Raw genomic sequence first — 20,472 nt, 5'->3', positions numbered from 1 at the left:
ATCACATCGAGCGTGCGGAGCCAACCGTGGTAATGCGTAGCAGCAGCCCCCTGCCGAGGATGAGCCGGCGCGGCCGCGTCACCATCGCTGTCCTGGTCGGGGTGTTCGTGCTCTTCACCCTGCTCGGCTGGGGTGTCCAGGCCTGGACGGACTGGCTCTGGTTCGACGAGGTCCGCTACACCGAGGTCTTCACCGGTGTGCTGGTCACCCGGCTGATGCTGTTCCTCGTCATCGGGCTCGGCATGGCGCTGGTCGTCGGCGGCAACCTGTGGCTGGCCCACCGGCTGCGTCCGCGGCTGCGGCCGCACTCGGTGGAGCAGGCCACCCTGGAGCGTTACCGGATGGTGCTCAGCCCGCGCCTCGGCACCTGGATCGCGCTGACCGCCGCCGTGGTCGGGCTCTTCGCCGGCCTGTCCGCGCAGAGCCGGTGGAACCAGTGGCTGCTCTTTCGCAACGGTGGTGACTTCGGGGTCAAGGACCCGGAGTTCGGGGTGGACATCGGCTTCTACGTCTTCCAGCTGCCGTTCTGGCGCTACCTGCTCGGTGTCGGCTTCACCGCCGTGGTGCTGGCCCTGATCGGCGCGCTGGCGGTGCACTACCTCTTCGGCGGGGTCCGCCTGCAGGGCATCGGCGACCGGATGAGCAACGCGGCCCGCGCTCACCTGAGCACCCTGGTCGCGGTGTTCGTGCTGCTCAAGGCCCTGGCGTACGTGCTGGACCGCCGGGCGATGCTGCTGGAGTACAACGAGGGCGCCAAGTTGTACGGCGCCGGCTACGCCGACGTCAACGCGTTGCTGCCGGCGAAGGAGATCCTGGCGTACATCTCGATCGTCGTGGCGATCGCGATCATCGTGTTCTCCAACGCCTGGATGCGGAACCTGGTGTGGCCGGGCATCTCGCTCGCTCTGCTCGGCGTCTCCGCCGTGGCGATCGGCGGCATCTACCCCTGGGCGGTGCAGACCTTCGAGGTGAAGCCGAGCGCCAAGGACAAGGAGGCGCCGTACATCCAGCGCAGCATCGACGCGACGCGGGCGGCGTTCGGGCTGGGCGCCACCGACACCACCGCGTACGCGGCGAGCAACCTCAAGCCACCGGCGAACCTGGCCACCGACACGTCCGTCGTGTCGAACGTGCGGCTGCTCGACCCGCAGCTGGTCAGCGAGACGTACACCCAGCTCCAGCAGGTGCGGGGCTTCTACGACTTCGGCCCCAAGCTGGACATCGACCGGTACGGGGTGAACGGCAAGACCTCCGACTACGTCGTCGGCGTCCGGGAGATCAACTACGGCGAGCTGACCGACCAGCAGAACACCTGGATCAACCGGCACACCGTCTACACCCACGGGTACGGCCTGGTGGCCGCCCCGGCGAACCAGGTGGTGTGCGGCGGGCAGCCGTTCTTCGTCTCGGGTTTCCTCGGCGAGCGGACCCAGGAGGCGTGCTCCTCGCAGACCGAGCAGATCCCGGCCAAGCAGCCCCGCATCTACTACGGCGAGCGGATGGCGCCCGACGACTACGCGATCGTCGGCCAGTCCGACCCGAACAAGAAGGCCGAGTTCGACAGGCCGGTCGGCGAGGGTGGCGGCGAGTCCTACACCTACACCGGCGAGGGCGGCGTCAAGATCGGCTCGTTCACCCGGCGGCTGCTGTACGCCATCAAGGAGCAGGAGTCGAACTTCCTGCTCTCCGAGGCGGTCAACAAGGACTCCAAGCTGCTGTACGTGCGCAACCCGCGGGACCGGGTGGAGAAGGTCGCGCCGTTCCTCACCCTGGACGGCGACCCGTACCCGGCGGTGGTCGACGGCCGGGTGCAGTGGATCGTCGACGGCTACACGACGGCGGCGACCTACCCGTACGCCGAGCGGGTCAACCTCCAGGTCGAGACGACCGACGAGCTGACCAACCGGGGCACCTTCCAGCTGGCCCGGGAGAACGTCAACTACATGCGCAACTCGGTGAAGGCCACCGTCGACGCGTACGACGGCACCGTGACGCTCTACGAGTACGACGACACCGACCCGGTGCTCAAGGCGTGGAACAAGGCGTTCGGCGGGGACCTGATCAAGCCGAAGGCGGACATCCCGGTCGAGCTGACGGAGCACCTGCGCTACCCGGCCGACATGTTCAAGGTGCAGCGCAACCTGCTCACCAAGTTCCACGTGACCAACCCGGGTGACTTCTACTCCGCGCAGGACTTCTGGCAGGTGCCGAACGTGCCGGACGCGCCGGACAGCGGCCAGAAGCAGCCGCCGTACTACCTGTTCACCCAGTTCCCGGGCCAGGAGGGCCCGCGGTTCCAGCTCACCTCGGCGGTCACCCCGAACGGCCGGCAGAACCTGGCCGCGCTGATCTCCGGGTCGTACGTCGACGGGAAGCCGCGGCTGGAGGTGCTGGAGCTGCCGGACCAGACCCGGATCTCCGGGCCGGTGCAGGTGCACCAGCAGATGACCAACAACGCGAACATCCGCCAGCAGCTCAACCTGCTCTCCAGCAACCAGGCGCAGGTGCAGTACGGCAACCTGCTCTCGCTGCCCTTCGCCGACGGCATGCTCTACGTCGAGCCGGTCTACGTGAAGAGCAACCAGCAGGACGCGTACCCGCTGTTGCAGAAGGTGCTGCTCTCCTACGGTGACGGCGGCTCGTTCGTGGCGCTCGCCGACAACATCAACGACGGCATCAAGCAGTTGGTCGAGCAGGGTAAAAAGGCCGGGCAGGGCACCTCGCCGCCGCCGACCACGGGTGGTAACCCGACCAACCCGTCGCCGAGCGCGACGCCGACGCCGGGCAGCACGACTCCGCCGCCGGCCGGCGAGCTGGCCACCGCCGCGGACCGGGTGCAGGCCGCCATCACCGAGGTTCGCGCCGCGCAGACCTCCGGCGACTTCGAGCGGTACGGTCGCGCGCTCAAGGCGTTGGACGAGGCGCTCACCGCGTTCCAGCAGGCGCAGCAGGGCGCCAACCCGACCGGCGCGCCGAGCGGCGGTGCGTCGCCGGCGCCGACCGCCACCCCGAGCGCCGGCACGGGCGGCTGACCGGCCGCCCGAGGAGCACCACGGAGCCCTCGTCGTCGGACCTGTCCGGTCCTGGCGGCGGGGGCTCCGTCGCGTCCGTACGTTATGCCGGCCTGTCGCCTCTCCGACACGCTTTGTCCCGCTGAACCGCAACCCACGACCGCCTCCCGCCGTCCTTGATGCAACGGGGCGCGGACAAGGGGGCAGGCGTGAGGGACGCACAGAGCTTCGACGAGTTCTACCGCAGCACCGCCCGGCGGACTGCTGCCCGACGTCCACATCGAGGAGCTGGAGGCGAACGATGTCAGCTGAACTCTCCGACCTGTACCGGTCGCTCACCGTCGTGGCCGACGGTGTCGAGGTGGCCCACCCCGAGCTGGTCCGTCGGCACGCCGACCGGCGGGCCCGGGTCCGGGTGGCCGGCAGTGCGCTGGCGGTGGCGGTGCTGCTCGGCGGGGTGGCCGTCGGGGGGCGGCTGGCGTTCTCCGCCGACGGGTCCGCGCCGCTGCCACCACCGGCCGGCACGCCGGCCTCCCAGCTGCCCACCGGGTCGGCTCTTCCACCCTCCCCGTCGCCGTCCGCGCCGCCGTCGGCATCCACGGCGCCCTCGTCCCCGACGCCGTCGCGCGCCACGCCGAGCGGTACGCCCTCGGCCGAGCCCACCGGCGCGGCGACCGCCCACCCACCGACCTCGATCCCGGACCGCGCCTTCTTCGTCCTGGCGGCCGCCAACCGGACGGGCCTGGAATCGACCGCGCCGGGCCCGGTCCTGCCGGCGCTGTGCGGGACCCGGTATCCCAGCGACTCGGCCGTGGTGCAGCGCCGCGCCCGGTCGATGGCCTACAAGCGACCGGAGACCCCGACGGGGAGCGTGCCGGACGGCAGTTACCCGCACAGCATCACGATCTACCGTTCCGGCCGCGCCGACGACGCGCTGCGGGAGCTGCGGCAGGCCGTCCGCGCCTGCCCGGAGCAGAGGATGCCCGACGACACCAGGACCTGGCGGCAGCGACTGCTGGACCCGGGGGAGTACGGCGACGAGTCGGTGCTGTTCGAGCTGCGGGCCCCGTACCCGCAGGGCATGGGCGATCCGGGCGCGTACGAGGTGCGACTGGTCCGGGCGGTCCGGGTCGACGACGTGGTGACGGTGCTCTGGGAGCAGGGTTGGGAGTACACCGCCGCCGAGCGCGCGCAGGTCGACGCCGACAGCCGGCGGGCGGTGGCGGCAATCGAGAAATGGCTCGGCTGACGGCGGTATCGGAGTCGTTTTGCGGTGCCCCGGGTCGGTGCGCTACGGTTAACGAGCCGACGCGGGGTGGAGCAGCTCGGTAGCTCGCTGGGCTCATAACCCAGAGGTCGCAGGTTCAAATCCTGTCCCCGCTACGACTGAAAGCCCGTCTCCGGATCTCCGGAGGCGGGCTTTCGCCATCTCCGGGACCCGTGTCCCGGGCCGTCGAGGCCCCCGCTGATCATCGTCGGGGCGGATGGGTTAGGGTTAACCAGTCGACGCGGGGTGGAGCAGCTCGGTAGCTCGCTGGGCTCATAACCCAGAGGTCGCAGGTTCAAATCCTGTCCCCGCTACCACGGAAAGTGCACACCGGAACCCGGCCCCAGATGATGGGGCCGGGTTTTCTGTTTCCCGGCCGGGTGCGGTGCGCGTGGGGGGTCGGCCGGTGGGCGCTGCCGACGAGGGGCAGGGTGCAGAAGGGCGGCGGGTCTGCTCCGGCCGCCCGAACGGCGTGAATTCGGCGTGGACCGACGTGCTGAGGTTGCGTCGTTCGGCGAGGATGGGCGCATGTCTTCATTCGGGAAGTGGTGGGGCCGGCTCAGCGCGGTCCTCGGTGCGGTCGTCCTGGCGGTCTTCGTGCCGGTCGCGGCCTGGGCGTCCACGGGGACCGGCGAGTTGGTGGTGGAGGCCGCCCGGCGGCGCTCCCGTGGCGGCGGCTTCGGTTTCCTCGGTCTGCTCTGCTGCCTCGTGGTGGTGGCGATCATCGTGTTCCTGGTGCTGCGTCTGACGCGCAGCCGACGCGGTGGCCCCCCGCGCTGACCGTGGCCCATCCGGCCGGCCGCCGACGACCACCGGTCGACGGCGGCGGGCCGGGGCGGACGGCGGGCGTGGCTGGCGGCGGTGGGCCGCCGGTGGGTCAGGCCGCCAGGGCGGCGTTGGCCTGGGCGAGGAAACGTGAGGTCGCCGCCCGCGTGCCGGCACGCCGGGCGCGGAGGCTCTCCGCCGCGGTGACCAGCAGGGAACGCACCTTGGGATGGCCCTTCGGCGGTGGCGCGGGGGCCGGCCCCAACTGGTCGGCGATGCTGGCGCCGAACGCGGCGGCGCGCTGCTGAGCCGGGTCGGTGATGCTGCCCTCGGTGTAGCGGCGGACGGCGAGGCTGGCGTTGAGGCCCCGCTCGTGGCCGAGGACGGTGCCCGCCTCCCCGTTCGTGGTCAGAAAGTTGATCACGTCAGCCACCGTGTCCGCGTGGCGGGTGCCCCGGAACCCCGCCCAGTACATCGACGCCCGCGCCCACTGGGCGCCCGGCGGGCCGGGGAAGCCCACCACACCCAGCTCGGAATCGGTGAGTCGTTGCAGCTCCGGCAGCTGGTGGGACCAGGCGAAGGACGCGGCGGTCAACCCGGTGACCACCAACTGCCGGGCCGGCTCCCCGCTGTCGGCCTGGTCGACGAGGGCCGCGCCCGGCGTGGCCCGCCCGGTGCGGGCGCGCTGCCACAGCTCGAACCAGGCGATCAGCTCCTCGGCGCCAAAGCCGAGCTGCCGCCCGCGGTAGAACTCGCCGCCCTGGGACCGTAGCCAGAGCCAGAGGGCGCGGTAGTCGCCGGACGCGTCCATCGTGCCGGCCACCTGGCCGTCGCTCGCCTCGGTGACCTGCTGCGCCCAGGCGAGGTAGTCCACCCAGGACATCCCGCCGCGCGGCTCGGGCACCCGCAGCTCGCGCAGCAGGTCACGGTTGAAGACCACGGCCGCGAGAGTCTGCCCGGCGGCCACCGCCATCGTCCGCCCGTCCACGGTGCCGTAGCGGATCAGACCCTCCGGCAGGCCACGCAGGTCCAACCGGTGATCGGCGGTCGCTTCGGTGAGGTCGAGGGCGATCTGGCGTTCGGTGTACTCGGTCAGCATGGCGTCGTCGAGCTGGATCAGGTCCGGGACGTTGCCGCCGGCCGCCTGGGTGGCCAGCCGCTCGTAGTAACCGTCGGCGCCCTGCCAGGTGATCCGGAAGCTGACCCGCGGGTTGCGCTGCGAATACAGCCGAAGGACCTTTTCCGTCAACTCGGCCCGCTTCGTCCCGCCCCACCAGAAGACCGACAGCTCGATCGGCCCGTCCTGGGTCGAGGTGTCGGCGCCATCGCTGCATCCGGCCAGCCCACCGGTGGCCAGCAGGGGAGCGCCGAGCAGCGCGGTGAGCACTCGACGTCGGCCCGGGTCGGCGCCGAAACGGGCGATCGGGGGACGGACAACGGGCACGGGGTCTCCTGGCACGTACGGACGGGTCGGACCATTCACGCAGGCGGCGCAGGAGGGTGTCAACGTCCGTCCGGTCACCCGGCAGCCCGAGGGCGGTACGGGTGCCGGAACGGGCCCGGCGTCGCCGCGTGGTGTACTAGGGCGCGTGGAACTTCTGCACTCGGGCAAGGTCCGGGACGTGTACGCCGACGGCGACGACCTGATCCTGGTCGCGTCGGACCGCATCTCGATCTACGACGTGGCCCTCCCGACACCGATCCCGGACAAGGGTCGACTGCTCACCGCCCTCTCGCTGTGGTGGTTCGAGCAGCTCGCCGACCTGGTGCCGAACCACGTCATCTCGGCCACCGACGTGCCGGCCGAGTTCGCCGGGCGGGCCATCCGCTGCCAGCGGCTGGACATGGTCCCGGTCGAGTGCGTCGCCCGGGGTTACCTCACCGGCGGCGGCCTGCGGGAGTACGAGCGCACCGGCGCGGTCTCCGGCGTACCGCTGCCGCGCGGGCTCGGCGAGGCGTCGATCCTGCCCGAGCCGATCTTCACGCCGTCGAGCAAGGCGCCGGCGGGCGAGCACGACGAGCCGATCACGTACACCGACGTGGTGGACAAGGTGGGCGAGGCGACCGCCGAGCGGCTGCGACAGATCACCATCGACGTCTACCGGCGTGGCGCCGAGCTGGCCGCCGACCGGGGCATCCTGGTCGCCGACACCAAGATCGAGCTGGGCTGGGCGCCGGACGGCACCCTGGTGCTCGCCGACGAGCTGCTCACCTCCGACTCGTCGCGGTTCTGGCCGGCCGAGTCGTACCAGCCGGGCCGGGTGCAGTTCTCCTACGACAAGCAGTACGTCCGGGACTGGGCCACCGGCAGCGGTTGGAACAAGCTGCCTCCGGCGCCGGACGTGCCCGCCGAGGTCGTCGAGGCGACCCGCGCCCGCTACGTCGAGGTCTACGAGAAGCTCACCGGCAACCGCTGGGAGTGAACGCGGCGCCGGGACGGGTGTCGTCCCGGCTCGCTCAGTGGTTCCAGGCGTCGCCCCCGAACAGCCGTGCCCACAGGTTGTCCACCACGCCCGAGGTGCCCCAGACGGTGTCCCCGTCGCCGTCCGAACCGGCCGGCGCGACCTGGGTCCCACCGCCGTAGATGAGGTAGCCCGGCCCGGTCGGTGAACCCACGGCGTGCCGGGCGCCGCTGTGGATGCCGTAGCCGACGAAGTCGCGCTCCCACTTCGACAGGAACCCGGCGGCCACGTTGTCGAGCCCGTCGACGGTGGCCTGGACCAGATCCTTGAGCACCTCGGTGTCGCCGGTGCCGAGCTGGGTGCCGACGTCGAACGAGGCGGCGCCCGCGATGGCCGCCGCTCCGCCGGTGGCGATCGCCTCGGCCATCGCCTCGATCCCCTTCAGAAAGCTGAGCGCCGAGGCGGCGAACGAGGTCGCCGTCGCCTCGGCGGACGCCGCGGCGGGCGCTCCGACGACGGTCGCCGAGGCCGCCGCGATGAAGGTGGCGAAGACCGCCAGGATGGTGGACACCACCGCGTACGCCACGACGAGGCAGAGCAGGGCGGCGCCGACGCAGAGCATGGTGACGCCCACGGTGATCGCCAGCACCTGGGTGCCGACGACCTGCGCGCCGTAGGCGTTGATGTGCACCCCGAACGCGTCGCGGTCCTGGCCGCTCCACTGGGCCGGTGTCAGGGTCGCGACGGCGTCGTCGAGGTTGTCGTGGGCGGTGCCGAGTTGGTCGTACATGGCGAGCCAGTCGCCGCCCTTGCGCATGATCGTCTCTGGGTCGCACTGGTTGAAGTAGACGATCTGGGCGATGGGCCAGGCGGCGGGGATGACCGCGGCGGCCAGGCTGATCTCCACCAGCGCGATCTTCGCGGCTGCCGCGGGGTAGGTAGGGTCTGCCATGTCGGTCTCCGGCGTCTTCAGCGGGGGACGATGGTGCTGGCGGTCTCCGCGGCCTCCCAGTTGTCCGCGGTGCGGACCAACCGGGACCGGACCTCGGTGAGGTGCTCGCGCTTGGTGCGCAGTTGCTCCTCGACGAACTCGACGGCGCCGACGTAGGCGACCGCGAGTTGCGGCACCACCGAGGTGAAGTTGCTGTGTTCGATGGCGCGGGCGGACGTCAGCAGCTCGGCGCAGGCGTCCAGGGGCGGCCCGACCTGACGTTCGATCGTGTCGCCGAGCGCACGGATCGCCGGCGGATCAACCTCGATCATCGACTCTCCCCGTGTACGTGATCGATGTTCATGGTGCCGGAGCGCGGACAGCCTAACAGGATCATGGATGGGCGGGGGTGCCCGTCGCTGGTAGCCTGCGGCCCATGGCATCCGGACGGTCCGCGTCGACGCCCCCCGATGACTACGTGACCCGGATGGCCCGCCGGCCGCGCTGGCAGCGGGTCCTGGTGCCGATCCTCATGGTCCTGGTCCTCCTGGTGTTGCCCGTCGGCCTCGGCCGCAATCTGATCGGCGCCGAGCGGGTGAGCATCCAGGTCGAGTCGTGCGACCTCGGCGGTCCGAAGGCGACCGAGCGGTGCCGCGGCACCTGGAGCATGGCCGACGGCCGGGTGGTCACCGGCCCGGTGGGCGGCGGCTCCCCGCGCGCGGGGGAGCAGGTCGACGGCTGGGCCAACGGCGAGCGGGCCACCGTCAACCTGATGAGTTGGCTCATCGCCCCGCTGATGGTGGGCTCGGTCCTGTTGGCGGTGATGGTGGCGCTCGCCGTCGTGTTCGTGCGGGCGGCCGCGAAGCGGGCGCGGCAGGGCCGCTGACCCGCTCCGGGCCGGCTCGGGTCAGACCCCCAGTTGACGCCGCAGGCGTTCCAACATCTCCGTGCTCTCCCGGATCGGCCCGCTGACCATGTCGTTGAGCTGCGCCAGCTTGGCCTGCGCCGCCGCCGGGTCGTGCAGGACCGCCGCGGGCCCGGCCGGACCACCGAACTCGCGCATCACCTCGGCGGTGGCCCGCTGGAGGTCGGCCCGCGCCGCCCGAAGGAGGCCGGAGATCAGCTCCGCCAGCTCGGCTGCGGGCATCCGCAGCGCCCGCGGATCGATGTGCAGCTCCTGGGCGGGATCCTCGGCCGTGCAGGTGACCCGCACCAACCCGTTCTCGCTCTCCGCGTGACCGGTCAGGCCGGTCAACCGGCCGCGCAGCTCCTCGCCGCGGCCCAACTGCTCCCGCATCCGCGCCGCCAGCTGCGCCATCACGCCCGGAGTTGGTGTGGTGCCGATCGGCCCGGTCATCGTGCCCCTCCCGCTGTCGTCTGCCTGCGCGGCCGACGGTACCCACCGCAGCCAACCACTGTGGAGGGCGGATCAGCTCAGGACCGAGAAGACCACGATGCCGACGGCCAGCACGGTCGCGCTCACGCCGAACAGCGAGACGAACGGCACGACCACTGAGGACGTTCCCCCCAGAGCCGGCGACTCGACCAGGATCCGGGTCGGACGGGAGGGCTCGTGCACCACGGTGACCGGCCCGGGCGCCGTCGACAGCGGGGTCTGCCGCCAACGCCCCGGCGTCGCGGTGACCACGGAACGGTCGACGGTCTGGTACCGAACGACGGGGTAGTAGGTGCGCGGGCCGTGGCCGAAGGTGACCGGACGGAGCTCCACCACCTCGCCCGGCACCCGGACGCCCCGCCGCAGCAGGCCGAGGTCCCGCCAGAAACGGACGGCCGCGTACGCCATGCCGGCCAGACCGAGGCTCGCCATGATCGTCAGGACCAGGTACGGCATCTCGTCATCCTCTCGGATCGCGCAGCGAGCCCGGCCGCGTCGGTGGAGTCGAAGACGATGCACCGCGAGGAGGTGGTGCCCTGGTCGATGGCGGCGACGTACTCGGGGGTCACGGCAGCACCGTACCCAAAGCGGCGGCGCGGAGCGACCGCCGTCACGTTGGCCTCCTCGTCGCCTACGATGTGCGAACGTGCGCGACATCGCCGTTTTCAGTGGAACCGCCCATCCCGACCTGGCTGCCGAGATCTGCGCCCACCTGGGGGTGCCGCTGCATCCGGTGCGGGTCTCCCGGTTCGCCAACGACTGCCTGGAAGTGCAGTTGCAGGCCAACTGCCGGGAGCGGGACGTCTTCCTGATCCAGCCGCTGGTGCCCCCGGTGCAGGAGAACCTCGTCGAGCTGTTGTTGATGATCGACGCGGCGCGGGGCGCGTCCGCCGGCCGGATCACTGTGGTGCTGCCGCACTACGCGTACGCCCGCTCGGACAAGAAGGACGCGCCGCGGATCTCGATCGGCGCCCGGCTCGTCGCCGACCTGCTCACCTCGGCGGGGGCGGACCGGGTGCTCGCGATGACCCTGCACTCGCCGCAGGTGCACGGCTTCTTCAGCGTCCCGGTGGATCATCTGCACGCGCTGCGCGAGTTGGCCACCCACTTCCGGCGCTACGACCTCAGCAACACCGTGGTGGTCTCGCCCGATCTGGGCAACGCCAAGGAGGCCGCCGCCTTCGCCCGGCTGCTCGGCACGCCGGTGGCGGCCGGTGCGAAGCAGCGGTTCAGCGACGACCTGGTCAAGATCAGCGCGGTGATCGGCGAGGTCGCCGATCGGGACGTCATCGTGCTGGACGACGAGATCGCCAAGGGCAGCACGGTGGTCGAGCTGATGGAGCACCTGCGTGGCCTGAAGGTGCGCTCGATCCGGCTGGCCTGCACGCACGGCCTGTTCTCCGGCGACGCACTGCGGCGGCTCAGCGAGCAGGACGGCGTGTTGGAGATCGTCTGCACCAACACGGTCCCCATTCCGGCCGCGAAGCGGGTCGGGAAACTCCAGGTCCTCTCGGTGGCTCCCGCCCTGGCCGAGGCCATGCGCCGGATCCACAACGGGGAATCGGTCTCGGCCCTCTTCGGCTGAGCCCGCCCGCGCCCCGGCCCGGTCTCAGCGCTGGGTGCGGTCGGTGGCGGCGAGGGTGGCGGTGATGCGGACGGTGGTGCCGGCGGCGCTGGTGGCGATCTCCATGGCGTCGGTCAGCTCCCGGGCCAGCCAGAGACCCCACCCGCCGGCCGTGTCCGGGGCGGGCCGACTCCGGTCGCCCAGCCGCTGCGGGGTGATGCCCTGCCCGTGGTCCGCCACCTCGCAGAACAGCGCGCTGGGCTCCCGCCAGAGCCGCAGCCACCCGCGCCCACCGCCGTGCCGCACCGCGTTGGTGATCAACTCGTTGACCGCCAGCACGAAGTCGTCCAGCCGTTGGCCGTCGAGGCCGGAGGCGTGCGCGCAAGAGGTGACCGAGTGTCGAATCTCGGTCACCTGGGCCTGCTCGAAGGCCTCGGCGATCAGGAGGGAGGGTTCGATGGGCACAACCGTACGCGGTGCGTGCGGATCTGCATTCGTCATGGCCCGTCCCGACAGCGGATCTCGGAGTATTCGCGGCTTTTCAACCGTACGTCAGGGTTACGTGAGGCGCACTCCGTGACCCCGCGCCGTCGGCCCGGCTGTGGCATCCTGACCGCCATGCCGTCGCCGCCGGGTGGTTTCGAGGTGCCGCTCTGGCGGGCGCTCACGGTGTTCCGGGTGGCCTCCCTCGGGTATGTCTGCGCGCTCGCCGTGCGCGACGCCGACCGGTACGACCACCCGTTCGCCGTCGGCGCCCTGATCCTGGCGATGATCCTCTGGACCGGGGCGACCGCCGTCGGGTACGCCCGGCCCGCCTGGCGCCGCTGGCCGCTGCTGCTGGCCGACCTCGGGGTGGTGGTCGCCATCGTGCTGTCCACCCCCTGGGTGATCGGACGGGAGGCGCTCGCCCACGGCGTACCCACCCTGGGGGTTGCCTGGATGGCCGGCCCGGTGCTGGCCTGGGCCGTCTCCGGCGGCCGGCGGCGGGGCACGGTGGCCGCGCTGCTGGTGGCCGGCGCGGACGTGGCCACCCGGGAACGGATCAGCCAGTCCTCCTTCACCGGGGTGATCCTGCTGCTGCTCGCCGGGGTGGTGGTCGGCCATGTCGCCCGGCTCGCCGTGACCGCCGAGGAACGCCTGCAACACGCGGTGGAGCTGGAGGCGGCCACCCGGGAGCGGGAACGACTGGCACGCGACATCCACGACTCGGTGCTCCAGGTGCTGGCGCTGGTGCAGCGGCGCGGCGCGCACCTGCCCGGCGAGGCCGGCGAACTGGCCCGGCTCGCCGGTGAGCAGGAGGCCGCCCTGCGGGCACTGATCACGGGCATCGCACCGGCCGCCGCCGGGGCGGAAGTGGTGGACCTGCGGAGCCTGCTCGGCCGGTACGCCTCGGCGGCGGTGTCGCTCTCGGCCCCCGCCACGCCGGTGACCCTGCCCCGGCAGGTGGCCGGCGAGTTGGCGGCGGCGGCCGGCGCGGCCCTGGACAACGTGGGCCGCCACGCCGGCGGGCGGGCCTGGGTGTTGATCGAGGATGAGGGGGAGACCGTGACCGTGTCGATCCGCGACGAGGGGCCGGGCATCCCGGACGGCAGACTGGTCGAGGCCGCCGCGCAGGGGCGGCTCGGCGTGGCCCAGTCGATCCGCGGTCGGGTGACCGACCTCGGGGGTACGGTCCGGATCATGTCGACCCCCGACGCGGGCACCGAGATCGAGCTGATCGTGCCGAGGGTGCAGCGGTGACGGCGGTGCGGGTGATGGTGGTCGACGACCATCCGATGTGGCGCGAGGGCGTGGCCCGAGATCTGGCCGAGGCTGGCTTCCTGGTGGTGGCGACCAGCGGCGAGGGGCGGCAGGCGATCCGGGTCGCCGCCGCCGCCCGACCCGACGTGGTGGTCCTCGACCTGCAACTACCGGACATCTCCGGGGTCGAGGTGGTCGTCGGGCTGCGCGCCGCGCTGCCCGAGGTCCGGGTGCTGATGCTCAGCGCCAGCGGCGAGGAGCAGGGCGTGCTCGACGCGGTCAAGGCGGGCGCCACCGGCTACCTGGTGAAGTCGACGGCGCCCGCCGCGTTCCTCGACGCGGTCCGCCGCACCGCCGCCGGTGACCCGGTCTTCACGCCCGGCCTGGCGGGGTTGGTGCTGGGGGAGTACCGGCGGATGGCCGCCGGGCCGGGACAGGGCACGAGCGGGGACGCGGAGCCGGGAATGCCCCGCCTCACCGACCGGGAGACGGAGGTGCTGCGCCTGGTGGCCAAGGGAATGTCGTACAAGCAGATCGCGCAGCGGCTCGGCCTGTCCCACCGCACCGTGCAGAACCACGTGCAGAACACGCTGGGCAAGCTGCAGCTGCACAACCGGGTCGAGTTGACCCGTTACGCGATCGAGCGTGGCCTGGACGACTGATCGGCTCAGACCGAGCGCGGCGGCTCGGTCTCGTGGATGGCCAGCTCCTCCGCGGTCGCCCCGCCGCCCGCCGACCCGGCGTCGTACGCCACGGAGTCGGTCTCCTGGTCGGTGTGCGCCCCCTCGTCCGGTTCCACGAGCCGGCCCACGGTGGCGTCGGCGACCGTGCCGAGCTGGCCGTGGTCGTAGAGGGAGACCGGCGAGTTGGGATCCGAGGTGGGCCCCGGGTCCATCACGTCGGCGTCCAGCTGGGCCTCCGCCGCGGCGGCCTCGTTCTCCGCCTCGAAGGCGATCTTCGGGTCGACCGGGCCGGCCAGGGGGTCGTCCACCGGGCGCTCGTAGACCTCTCGGTCGAGCTTGTAGTCCAACGACTCCCCGTCCAGTTGCTCCTCGGCGGTCGTCCCGAAGCGGTCCACCGCCACCGGCGTCCGGTCGCCGGGCAGCTGGGCCGGCTCCGGGCCGTCCGCCTCGCGCCCGGTGAGCACGTCGTCGTTGGCGCTCGAGTCGTCATCGGCGGTGTCGGGCAGCCCCTCCGCCTCGGTGTCGGACACGGGGGTCGGGTACTCGTTGTCGCGCATGTCTGATCACTACCCGCTGCCCTCCCGCCGTAACCGGAGCACCGCCGGTCATGCGGCGGCGAACCGGACACCGGGTGCGGGAAGCCCGTCAGCCGTGCGCCGCCTCGTCGTCCGGATGCAGCACGCACCAGACGACCTTGCCGTCCGGCACCATGCTGGTGCCCCACCGGCGGGCCACGGTGTCGATCAGCAGCAGACCCCGGCCACCCACCCGGTTCGGCGGGGACAGACCGGCGAACGTGGGCCGGCGCGACGAGTGGTCCCGAACCGCCAGGCGCAGGGTGTGGTCCTGCGGCGCCAACCGGACGCTCATCGGGGTCCGGGCGTGCGTGACCACGTTGTTGACCATCTCGGTGACCGCGATCTGCGCCGGCTCGGTCAGGGCCGGCATGCCCCAGCGCGCACAACCGGTGGCGACCAGCTCGCGGGCCTGCCGGGCGGACTCCGCGGTCGGCGGCAGCTCGGCGGTCAGCACCGCCGCCAGCGCCGCGGCGACCGCGGCCAGCGCGGCGTCGAGGGTGGGCCAGGCCGGCACACCCGCCAGGACGGCGTCGGGGCGACCGGGCCCGGAGACCGCCGGGTCGCACAGCAGCAGGTCCGCGGCCGGCCAGTCGGCGATCTCCCGGCGGACCTCGGCGAAGACGCTCCGTCCGGCCGGGTCGGTGACCCGCAGCCCGGTCACGTCGGCGACCACCGGGCCGGGCCGGTCGCTGAGCCGTGCGAGCAACGCGTCGTGGACCCGGTCGGCCTCGGCGGTGTCGAGCACCCCGCTCAACCGGATGACCGGGGACGACTCGTCGACCTCCACCCGGCAGCGCTCGTCCACCGGGATGGTCGCCTCGGGGCGTGGCCCGCGGACGAACGGCGCGTCCGGTCGATCGACGCCAGCCATCAGTGATCCGACCGGGAGCGGCGGTTCATGGCCATCGTGCCGACGGCGGTGCCGGCCGCGGCGAGACCGAACGCGGCGGTCATCCGCACCAGCTGACGCCGCCGACCGTGCCAGCCACCGCCGCGGCTGGCCTGCCCGTCGGCGTGGAACACGTTTCCGGTGCTGTCCAGCCGCGCACCCGGACCGAACTGGGTGCGGTGGACGTACCAGCCGAGGGTGCGCTCGACCAGCGCCGGCGCCAGCCGCCACTGCAGGCCGAGCAGCCGCGCGGCGCCACCGGCGTACGCCTCGCGACGCGGCCGGCGCAGCAACCGCACGATCGTCTCGGCGACCACCTCCGGCGGGTAGATCGGCGGGGGTGGCACCAGCTCGCGACCGCTGTGGTTGGCCGCGTGCCGGAAGAAGGGGGTGTCGATGGTGGCCGGCAGCACGGCGCAGACGGAGATCTGCCCCCGACCGGTGACCCGCAGCTCCTGCCGGACGGTGTCGGTCAGCCCGCGGATGCCGTGCTTGGCCGCGTTGTACGCCGACTGGTAGGGCATCGCCACCTCGGCCAGCACCGACGCGTTGTTGACCAGCACGCCGCCGCCGGCCGCGCCGAGGTACGGCAACGCGGCCTTGATGCCGTGCACCGTGCCCAGCAGGTTGACCTCCAGCACGCGCCGGAACTCGGCGACGGGGATCTCGTCGAACAGGCCCACCGCGCTCACCGCGGCGTTGTTCACCCAGGCGTCGATGCGGCCGAATTCGCCCACCGCGCGGTCGGCCAGCCGCTGCACCGACTCCAGGTCGGTCACGTCGGTCGGGACGGCCACCGCCCGGCCGCCCAGCTCCCGGCAGCGCTGGGCGACCTGTCGCAGCGCGGGCTCGCTGCGGGCGGCGAGCACCACGGCGGCGCCCCGGCGAGCCAGCGCGTACGCGGTGGCGGTGCCGATCCCGCTGGACGCGCCGGTGATCACCACGGTCGAATCGTCGAGGGTGCGGGTCAGCGGCATTCTCCAGCGGTACCCCCGGGCGGGCCCGGTCATACCAGCAGCCGCCCGACGATCATCGGCGATCCGTCCGATACGTCGTCGAATCGGGGCTCATGTGGTTGCCGTGGCGCAAGTGTCGGCGGCACTCGCGGTGACTGTTCCCGATCTGCCAGGTTTCGGCTCGGGGCTCCGAGGTTAATGGGACGCTCTGACCGGGACCGCCGAGGAAAAGATCGCAGGGAGGTGACCCATGCGCGTCGGCCTCGTCTGCGCGCACACCAGCTCGTACCGGCACGCCGACGGCCCGCCGGTCGGCACCCAACAACACATCGCGCGGGTCGCCGCCGAGCTGGCTGGCAGAGGCCACGATGTCCGCATCTACGAGCGCCGGGACGACCCGGACCTGCCGGCGACTGTGGACGTCGGCGGCTACCGGGTGCACCGGGTGCCCGTCGGCCCGGCGACCGCCCTGCCCACCGCCGGTCTGATCCCGCACGTCACCGAGTTCGGGCGCTGGCTGACCGACGAGTGGGGCGGCGCCTGGCGCCCCGAGGTGGTGCACGGGCACTACTGGATCGGTGGCCTGGCCGCCGCGCACGCCGTCCGGGAGACCGACATCCCGGTCGTGCAGACCTTTCATTCGCTCGGTGTGGAGCAGCTGCGCCACCTGGGCGGCGAGTACGACGGCCCGGGGGAGCGGATCCCGCTGGAGCGGGCGCTGACCCGGGCGGTGGACATCGCCGTCGCCCAGTGCAACGACGAGGTGGACGAGCTGACCCGGATGGGTCTGCAACGTACCTCCGTGGCGATGGTGCCGGCCGGGGTGGACACCGCGCAGTTCCACCCCGACGGTGAGGCGGCCCCGCGCGAACAGCGGGCCCGGATCCTCTCCGTCGGCGGACTGTCCCCGGGGCATGGCCAGGACGACCTGATCCGGGCGATGCGGCTGGTCGGCGACGCCGAACTGGTGATCGCCGGTGGCCCACCGGCCGGCCAGCTGGCCAACCACGCGGAGGCGCGTCGCCTCCGCGAGCTGGCCGAGCGGGCCGGGGTGGCCGAGCAGGTGCGCCTGGTCGGGGCGGTGCCGCACGACCAGATGGCCACCTGGTACCGGTCGGCCGACGTGGTGGCCTGCACGCCGCACTACTCCTCGGCGGGACGGGTCTCCCTGGAGGCCATGGCCTGCGGGGTGCCGGTGGTCGGTTACGCGATGGGCGGCCTGGCGGACGCGGTGGTCGACGAGGTAACCGGCCGTCTGGTGCCTCCCGGCGACGTGCGGACGCTCGGGGTCTCCCTGCGCCGGCTGCTCGCCGACAACGCCGGCCGGTTCGCCTACGGTCACGCCGCCGTGGACCGGGTCCGCAGCAGCTACACGTGGGAGCGGACCGCCGGGGCGTTGGAACGTCTCTACGAGCGGGTGGTGAGCCGCCGCAAGCCCGTCGAAGCCTGAGCCGAGAAACCCACGCCGCTCCCTTCGGTGCGGCGTGGGTTTGCGGTCAGACGGGCCGGCCGGCGCCGACCATGGCCCGGTCGTGGCGGTGCGCCACCGAGCGGTGCTGCTGCGGCTGCGCGTAGCGGGTCAGGCCGATCACGGCGGCCAGGGTGACCAGGAAACCGGTGGCGGCCAGCCACTCCCGACCCGGCCAGATCTTGTCGTTGAGCAGCAGCAGGCCGACGATCGCCGCCGGCACCGCTCCGGCGGCGTCCATGGCGGCGACCGCAGCGGTCGTCGAACCGCGCTGCATGGCCAGGCCGAGCAGCAGTTGGCCGACGATCGAGTGGGCGATCAGCAGGTAGAACAGCGGGTTGGCGAGGAACGCCTCGGCCGACGGCGCGGAGGCCAGCGGCCGGGCCGCGACGGCCGCCGAGGAGAACGCCAGCCCGGCCAGCGAGCCCAGGGCCACCGACCCGGGCGCCCCGTGCAGTCGGACGGCGAAGAAACCGAGCACCGCGATGACCCCGAGCGCCACCAGCAGGGCCACCGAGCCGGCGGTGCCGAGCTGCTTCGACGGCGCCGGCCGCGCGGCCAGCACCAGCGCGGTGATCCCGGCGAAGAGCAGCGCCAGCAGGGCCACCTCCGCCACCGGCAACCGCCACTTCAGCACCAGCACGCCGATGATGGCGGTCACCCCGAGCCCGGCCGCAACGCTCGCCTGCACCAGGAACAGGGGCAGGTCCCGCCGGGCCAGGAAGGCGAGCACGAACCCGCCGATCTGGCAGCTCAGCCCCACCAGGTACGTCCGGTGCCCGGCCAGTCGCAGCAGCAGACCCGGATCGAAGGTGTGGTGGACGGTGGTGCGCGCCGCGGCCACCGACTGGAGCAGGTTGGCGAAGCCGTACGCGACGATCATCGCCGCGAGGAAGCACCAGCCGGAGGAGACCACCTGGCGAGGATAGAGGTTGCCGGGGGTCAGCGCTCGGCTGGTCGATCCAGCCGGGCGAGGATGTCGGCGTGCAGCACACCGTTGGTGGCCACCACGCTGCTCTCGGTGCCCGGCTCGCCGGTCGGGGACGGTCGACCGCTCAGATCCGTGACCGTCCCACCCGCCTCCGTGATGATCGGCACCAGCGCCGCCACGTCCCACAGCGACAACTCCGGCTCGGCCATCACGTCCAGTGCGCCCTCGGCCAACAGCATGTAGCCGTAGAAGTCGCCGTACGCCCGGCTGCGCCAACCGGCCCGCAGCAGGTCGAGCATCGCGTCGAGGCGCCCGGCGTCCTCCCACCCGGTCAGGGACGAGTAGCAGACGCTCGCGTCGGCGACCCGGCGCACCGCCGAGACCCCGATCCGGTCGCCCGCGGCCGGGCCCCGCCCGGCGTACGCGCCCGCGCCGGCGCTCGCCCACCAGCGTCGGTCCAACGCCGGCGCCGACACCACGCCGACGGCCGGTCGGTCGCCGTCGTACAGCGCGATCAGGCTGGCCCAGATCGGCACCCCACGGACGAAGTTCTTGGTGCCGTCGATCGGGTCGACGATCCACCGCCGGCCGTTCGGATCGGTGGCCGGCTCGGCGCCGTACTCCTCGCCGAGCAGCCCGTCGGCGGGCCGGTGCTCGGCCAGCAGCGCGCGGATCTCCCGTTCCACGGCCGTGTCCGCGTCGGAGACCGGGGTCAGGTCGGGCTTCGTCTCCACCCGCAGGTCGAGCGCCCGGAACCGGGTCATGGCGATGGCGTCGGCCCGGTCGGCGAGCAGGTGGGCGAGGGCGAGGTCGTCGGCGTAGCCGGTCATGCCGGCAACCTAGCCGACGCCTCGCGGGTCACTCGTCGGGCCCGCGCCGGTCACCCTCGCCGGGCCCGCGCTGGTCGCTGTCGCCGCGCGCGTCGCCCTCGCCGGCCCGCGAGGCGAGCAACCGGCGGTACGACGCCAGCCGGCGCGGGTCGGCCTTGCCGGCGGCCACCCAGGCGTCCAGCGCGCAGTCGGTCTCGTCGGCCGTGTGCTGACAGTTGGGCGGGCAGTCGACGGTGCCCTCGACCAGGTCCGGGAAGCCGTGCAGCAGGCTGTCGGCGGAGACGTGCGCCAGCCCGAAGCTGCGGATACCGGGGGTGTCGATGATCCAGCCCGGGTCGGTGTCGACGCCCGGCACCGGTGGCAGCCGCAGCGCCACGGCGCTGGTCGAGGTGTGCCGGCCCCGGCCGATCGCGCTGACCACGCCGACCGCGCGCAGCGCCTCCGGGACGAGGCGGTTGACAAGCGTCGACTTGCCCACCCCGGAGTGCCCGACCAGTACCGACACCTTGCCGCTCAGCAGCGCACGGAGCGCGGCGAGGTCGGAGTCGGGGCGGTTGAGCACGTACGGCAGCTCCAGCTCGGTGTAGTAGCCCAGCACCTCCTCCGGCCCGGCCAGGTCGGCCTTCGTGAGGCAGAGCAGCGGCTCGACGTCCGCGTCGTACGCGGCCACCAGGCAGCGGTCGATGAACCCGGTGCGCGGCGGCGGATCGGCCAACGCGCTGACGATCACCAACTGGTCGGCGTTCGCCACCACCACCCGTTCCAGCCGACCCTCGGCGGTGGTCTCGTCGTCGTCGGCGGTGCGGCGCAGCACCGAGCGGCGCACGGCGATCCGGACGATCCGGGCGAGAGCACCCTCCGCGCCGGAGGTGTCGCCGACCAGGCTGACGCGGTCACCCACGACCACCGACTTGCGGCCCAGCTCCCGGGCCCGCATCGCGGTCACCGTGGGCAGCTCGGCCCCCACCACGCCGCGTTCGGCCCCGGCCAGCACGCACTGGTAGCGCCCCCGGTCGACGGCGATGACGAAGCCGTCCACCGCGTCGGCGTGCTGCGGGCGG

The 20,472-nt window shown here is 72.7% G+C and carries 22 protein-coding genes and 2 tRNA genes; 11 read left to right on the top strand and 13 right to left on the bottom strand.

Features of this window, described 5'->3' with window-relative positions; translation table 11 throughout:
* Positions 1-32 precede the first annotated feature (32 nt).
* The 5 genes from ABZU53_RS03865 to ABZU53_RS03845 all read left to right on the top strand — a co-directional run bounded on the left by ABZU53_RS03865 (position 33) and on the right by ABZU53_RS03845 (position 5,058).
* Positions 33-3,032 carry a UPF0182 family protein gene (locus ABZU53_RS03865; RefSeq protein WP_355063690.1) on the top strand — a complete coding sequence of 1,000 codons (3,000 nt, stop codon included), beginning with the start codon at positions 33-35 and terminating at the stop codon, positions 3,030-3,032.
* A gap of 280 nt (positions 3,033-3,312) precedes the next feature.
* On the top strand, positions 3,313-4,260 hold the full coding sequence (locus ABZU53_RS03860; protein ID WP_355063688.1) for a hypothetical protein: 948 nt from the start codon (positions 3,313-3,315) through the stop codon (positions 4,258-4,260).
* Positions 4,261-4,320: 60 nt separating this feature from the next.
* Positions 4,321-4,394, top strand: a tRNA-Met gene (locus ABZU53_RS03855).
* Between the two features lie 124 nt (positions 4,395-4,518).
* Positions 4,519-4,595, top strand: a tRNA-Met gene (locus tag ABZU53_RS03850).
* Positions 4,596-4,806: 211 nt separating this feature from the next.
* Complete coding sequence (locus ABZU53_RS03845) at positions 4,807-5,058, top strand: hypothetical protein (protein ID WP_354862718.1); 252 nt, start codon at positions 4,807-4,809, stop codon at positions 5,056-5,058.
* 97 nt (positions 5,059-5,155) lie between these two features.
* Here ABZU53_RS03845 and ABZU53_RS03840 read toward each other — a convergent pair whose 3' ends face one another.
* The gene (locus ABZU53_RS03840) at positions 5,156-6,487 is read right to left on the bottom strand and encodes an extracellular solute-binding protein (RefSeq protein WP_354861369.1); all 1,332 of its coding nucleotides are present in this window, start codon (positions 6,485-6,487) and stop codon (positions 5,156-5,158) included.
* A gap of 145 nt (positions 6,488-6,632) precedes the next feature.
* Here ABZU53_RS03840 and ABZU53_RS03835 point away from each other — a divergent pair, with 145 nt between their 5' ends.
* Positions 6,633-7,466: a phosphoribosylaminoimidazolesuccinocarboxamide synthase gene (locus tag ABZU53_RS03835; protein ID WP_354861367.1), complete on the top strand. Its 834-nt coding sequence runs from the start codon at positions 6,633-6,635 to the stop codon at positions 7,464-7,466.
* Between the two features lie 34 nt (positions 7,467-7,500).
* Here the strand turns inward: ABZU53_RS03835 and ABZU53_RS03830 are convergent, their stop codons facing one another.
* Both ABZU53_RS03830 and ABZU53_RS03825 read right to left on the bottom strand, forming a co-directional pair.
* The gene (locus ABZU53_RS03830) at positions 7,501-8,397 is read right to left on the bottom strand and encodes a hypothetical protein (RefSeq protein ID WP_355063686.1); all 897 of its coding nucleotides are present in this window, start codon (positions 8,395-8,397) and stop codon (positions 7,501-7,503) included.
* Between the two features lie 17 nt (positions 8,398-8,414).
* Entirely contained in the window at positions 8,415-8,708 is a 294-nt protein-coding gene (locus ABZU53_RS03825) for a hypothetical protein (RefSeq protein WP_354861363.1), read from the bottom strand.
* A 104-nt stretch (positions 8,709-8,812) separates the two neighbouring features.
* Between ABZU53_RS03825 and ABZU53_RS03820 the strand changes: the two genes are divergently transcribed.
* Positions 8,813-9,262, top strand: coding sequence for a hypothetical protein (locus tag ABZU53_RS03820; RefSeq protein ID WP_354861361.1), 450 nt, complete (start codon positions 8,813-8,815; stop codon positions 9,260-9,262).
* Positions 9,263-9,283: 21 nt separating this feature from the next.
* Here ABZU53_RS03820 and ABZU53_RS03815 read toward each other — a convergent pair whose 3' ends face one another.
* From ABZU53_RS03815 to ABZU53_RS03805, 3 genes are all read right to left on the bottom strand, one after another.
* Positions 9,284-9,733 carry a YbaB/EbfC family nucleoid-associated protein gene (locus ABZU53_RS03815; RefSeq protein ID WP_355063684.1) on the bottom strand — a complete coding sequence of 150 codons (450 nt, stop codon included), beginning with the start codon at positions 9,731-9,733 and terminating at the stop codon, positions 9,284-9,286.
* A gap of 72 nt (positions 9,734-9,805) precedes the next feature.
* Positions 9,806-10,228 (bottom strand): DUF3592 domain-containing protein, encoded by a 423-nt coding sequence (locus ABZU53_RS03810; RefSeq protein WP_354861357.1) that lies wholly within the window; start codon positions 10,226-10,228, stop codon positions 9,806-9,808.
* Positions 10,210-10,341, bottom strand: coding sequence for a hypothetical protein (locus ABZU53_RS03805; protein ID WP_355063682.1), 132 nt, complete (start codon positions 10,339-10,341; stop codon positions 10,210-10,212). The genes ABZU53_RS03810 and ABZU53_RS03805 overlap by 19 nt, the downstream gene beginning before the upstream one ends.
* A gap of 77 nt (positions 10,342-10,418) precedes the next feature.
* Between ABZU53_RS03805 and ABZU53_RS03800 the strand changes: the two genes are divergently transcribed.
* Complete coding sequence (locus ABZU53_RS03800) at positions 10,419-11,357, top strand: ribose-phosphate pyrophosphokinase (RefSeq protein ID WP_354861355.1); 939 nt, start codon at positions 10,419-10,421, stop codon at positions 11,355-11,357.
* Between the two features lie 24 nt (positions 11,358-11,381).
* Here the strand turns inward: ABZU53_RS03800 and ABZU53_RS03795 are convergent, their stop codons facing one another.
* Positions 11,382-11,837, bottom strand: coding sequence for an ATP-binding protein (locus tag ABZU53_RS03795; protein WP_354861354.1), 456 nt, complete (start codon positions 11,835-11,837; stop codon positions 11,382-11,384).
* Between the two features lie 117 nt (positions 11,838-11,954).
* Here ABZU53_RS03795 and ABZU53_RS03790 point away from each other — a divergent pair, with 117 nt between their 5' ends.
* Together ABZU53_RS03790 and ABZU53_RS03785 are read left to right on the top strand one after the other, a co-directional pair.
* Positions 11,955-13,076, top strand: a complete 1,122-nt coding sequence (locus tag ABZU53_RS03790) for a DUF5931 domain-containing protein (RefSeq protein WP_355063680.1) — start codon at positions 11,955-11,957, stop codon at positions 13,074-13,076.
* Positions 13,077-13,090: 14 nt separating this feature from the next.
* The gene (locus ABZU53_RS03785) at positions 13,091-13,738 is read left to right on the top strand and encodes a response regulator transcription factor (protein ID WP_354861371.1); all 648 of its coding nucleotides are present in this window, start codon (positions 13,091-13,093) and stop codon (positions 13,736-13,738) included.
* Positions 13,739-13,743: 5 nt separating this feature from the next.
* Here ABZU53_RS03785 and ABZU53_RS03780 read toward each other — a convergent pair whose 3' ends face one another.
* The 3 genes from ABZU53_RS03780 to ABZU53_RS03770 all read right to left on the bottom strand — a co-directional run bounded on the left by ABZU53_RS03780 (position 13,744) and on the right by ABZU53_RS03770 (position 16,203).
* Positions 13,744-14,316, bottom strand: a complete 573-nt coding sequence (locus ABZU53_RS03780; RefSeq protein WP_354861350.1) for a DUF5709 domain-containing protein — start codon at positions 14,314-14,316, stop codon at positions 13,744-13,746.
* A gap of 88 nt (positions 14,317-14,404) precedes the next feature.
* A complete protein-coding gene (locus ABZU53_RS03775; protein WP_354861348.1) occupies positions 14,405-15,208 on the bottom strand; it encodes an ATP-binding protein in 804 nt (267 codons plus the stop codon).
* A complete protein-coding gene (locus ABZU53_RS03770) occupies positions 15,208-16,203 on the bottom strand; it encodes an SDR family oxidoreductase (RefSeq protein ID WP_355063678.1) in 996 nt (331 codons plus the stop codon). Before ABZU53_RS03770 ends, ABZU53_RS03775 begins: the two co-directional genes overlap by 1 nt.
* 229 nt (positions 16,204-16,432) lie before the next feature.
* Here ABZU53_RS03770 and ABZU53_RS03765 point away from each other — a divergent pair, with 229 nt between their 5' ends.
* Positions 16,433-17,632: a glycosyltransferase gene (locus ABZU53_RS03765; RefSeq protein WP_354861345.1), complete on the top strand. Its 1,200-nt coding sequence runs from the start codon at positions 16,433-16,435 to the stop codon at positions 17,630-17,632.
* Between the two features lie 46 nt (positions 17,633-17,678).
* Here the strand turns inward: ABZU53_RS03765 and ABZU53_RS03760 are convergent, their stop codons facing one another.
* Genes ABZU53_RS03760 through rsgA form a run of 3 tightly spaced genes read right to left on the bottom strand, consistent with a single transcriptional unit; the run spans position 17,679 to position 20,450 of the window.
* Positions 17,679-18,566 (bottom strand): hypothetical protein, encoded by an 888-nt coding sequence (locus ABZU53_RS03760; RefSeq protein WP_355063677.1) that lies wholly within the window; start codon positions 18,564-18,566, stop codon positions 17,679-17,681.
* A gap of 26 nt (positions 18,567-18,592) precedes the next feature.
* Positions 18,593-19,411: a histidinol-phosphatase gene (hisN, locus tag ABZU53_RS03755; RefSeq protein ID WP_355063675.1), complete on the bottom strand. Its 819-nt coding sequence runs from the start codon at positions 19,409-19,411 to the stop codon at positions 18,593-18,595.
* 28 nt (positions 19,412-19,439) lie between these two features.
* Positions 19,440-20,450, bottom strand: a complete 1,011-nt coding sequence (gene rsgA, locus ABZU53_RS03750; protein WP_354861340.1) for a ribosome small subunit-dependent GTPase A — start codon at positions 20,448-20,450, stop codon at positions 19,440-19,442.
* Positions 20,451-20,472 lie beyond the last annotated feature (22 nt).

The organism is Micromonospora sp. NPDC005194, assembly GCF_040608335.1.
Classification (GTDB): Bacteria; Actinomycetota; Actinomycetes; order Mycobacteriales; family Micromonosporaceae; genus Micromonospora.
The sequence above is the reverse complement of the archived record's forward strand: the minus strand, read 5'-3'. Positions and strand labels throughout refer to the sequence as shown.

Excerpts from the sequence above, each read along its gene's own strand:
- ABZU53_RS03865 (WP_355063690.1), top strand. The coding sequence starts at position 33 with ATGCGTAGCAGCAGCCCCCTGCCGAGGATGAGCCGGCGCGGCCGCGTC.
- ABZU53_RS03860 (WP_355063688.1), top strand. The coding sequence starts at position 3,313 with ATGTCAGCTGAACTCTCCGACCTGTACCGGTCGCTCACCGTCGTGGCC.
- ABZU53_RS03845 (WP_354862718.1), top strand. The coding sequence starts at position 4,807 with ATGTCTTCATTCGGGAAGTGGTGGGGCCGGCTCAGCGCGGTCCTCGGT.
- ABZU53_RS03830 (WP_355063686.1), bottom strand. The coding sequence starts at position 8,397 with ATGGCAGACCCTACCTACCCCGCGGCAGCCGCGAAGATCGCGCTGGTG.
- ABZU53_RS03825 (WP_354861363.1), bottom strand. The coding sequence starts at position 8,708 with ATGATCGAGGTTGATCCGCCGGCGATCCGTGCGCTCGGCGACACGATC.
- ABZU53_RS03820 (WP_354861361.1), top strand. The coding sequence starts at position 8,813 with ATGGCATCCGGACGGTCCGCGTCGACGCCCCCCGATGACTACGTGACC.
- ABZU53_RS03815 (WP_355063684.1), bottom strand. The coding sequence starts at position 9,733 with ATGACCGGGCCGATCGGCACCACACCAACTCCGGGCGTGATGGCGCAG.
- ABZU53_RS03810 (WP_354861357.1), bottom strand. The coding sequence starts at position 10,228 with ATGCCGTACCTGGTCCTGACGATCATGGCGAGCCTCGGTCTGGCCGGC.
- ABZU53_RS03795 (WP_354861354.1), bottom strand. The coding sequence starts at position 11,837 with ATGACGAATGCAGATCCGCACGCACCGCGTACGGTTGTGCCCATCGAA.
- ABZU53_RS03790 (WP_355063680.1), top strand. The coding sequence starts at position 11,955 with ATGCCGTCGCCGCCGGGTGGTTTCGAGGTGCCGCTCTGGCGGGCGCTC.
- ABZU53_RS03785 (WP_354861371.1), top strand. The coding sequence starts at position 13,091 with ATGGTGGTCGACGACCATCCGATGTGGCGCGAGGGCGTGGCCCGAGAT.
- ABZU53_RS03780 (WP_354861350.1), bottom strand. The coding sequence starts at position 14,316 with ATGCGCGACAACGAGTACCCGACCCCCGTGTCCGACACCGAGGCGGAG.
- ABZU53_RS03775 (WP_354861348.1), bottom strand. The coding sequence starts at position 15,208 with ATGGCTGGCGTCGATCGACCGGACGCGCCGTTCGTCCGCGGGCCACGC.
- ABZU53_RS03770 (WP_355063678.1), bottom strand. The coding sequence starts at position 16,203 with ATGCCGCTGACCCGCACCCTCGACGATTCGACCGTGGTGATCACCGGC.
- ABZU53_RS03765 (WP_354861345.1), top strand. The coding sequence starts at position 16,433 with ATGCGCGTCGGCCTCGTCTGCGCGCACACCAGCTCGTACCGGCACGCC.
- hisN (WP_355063675.1), bottom strand. The coding sequence starts at position 19,411 with ATGACCGGCTACGCCGACGACCTCGCCCTCGCCCACCTGCTCGCCGAC.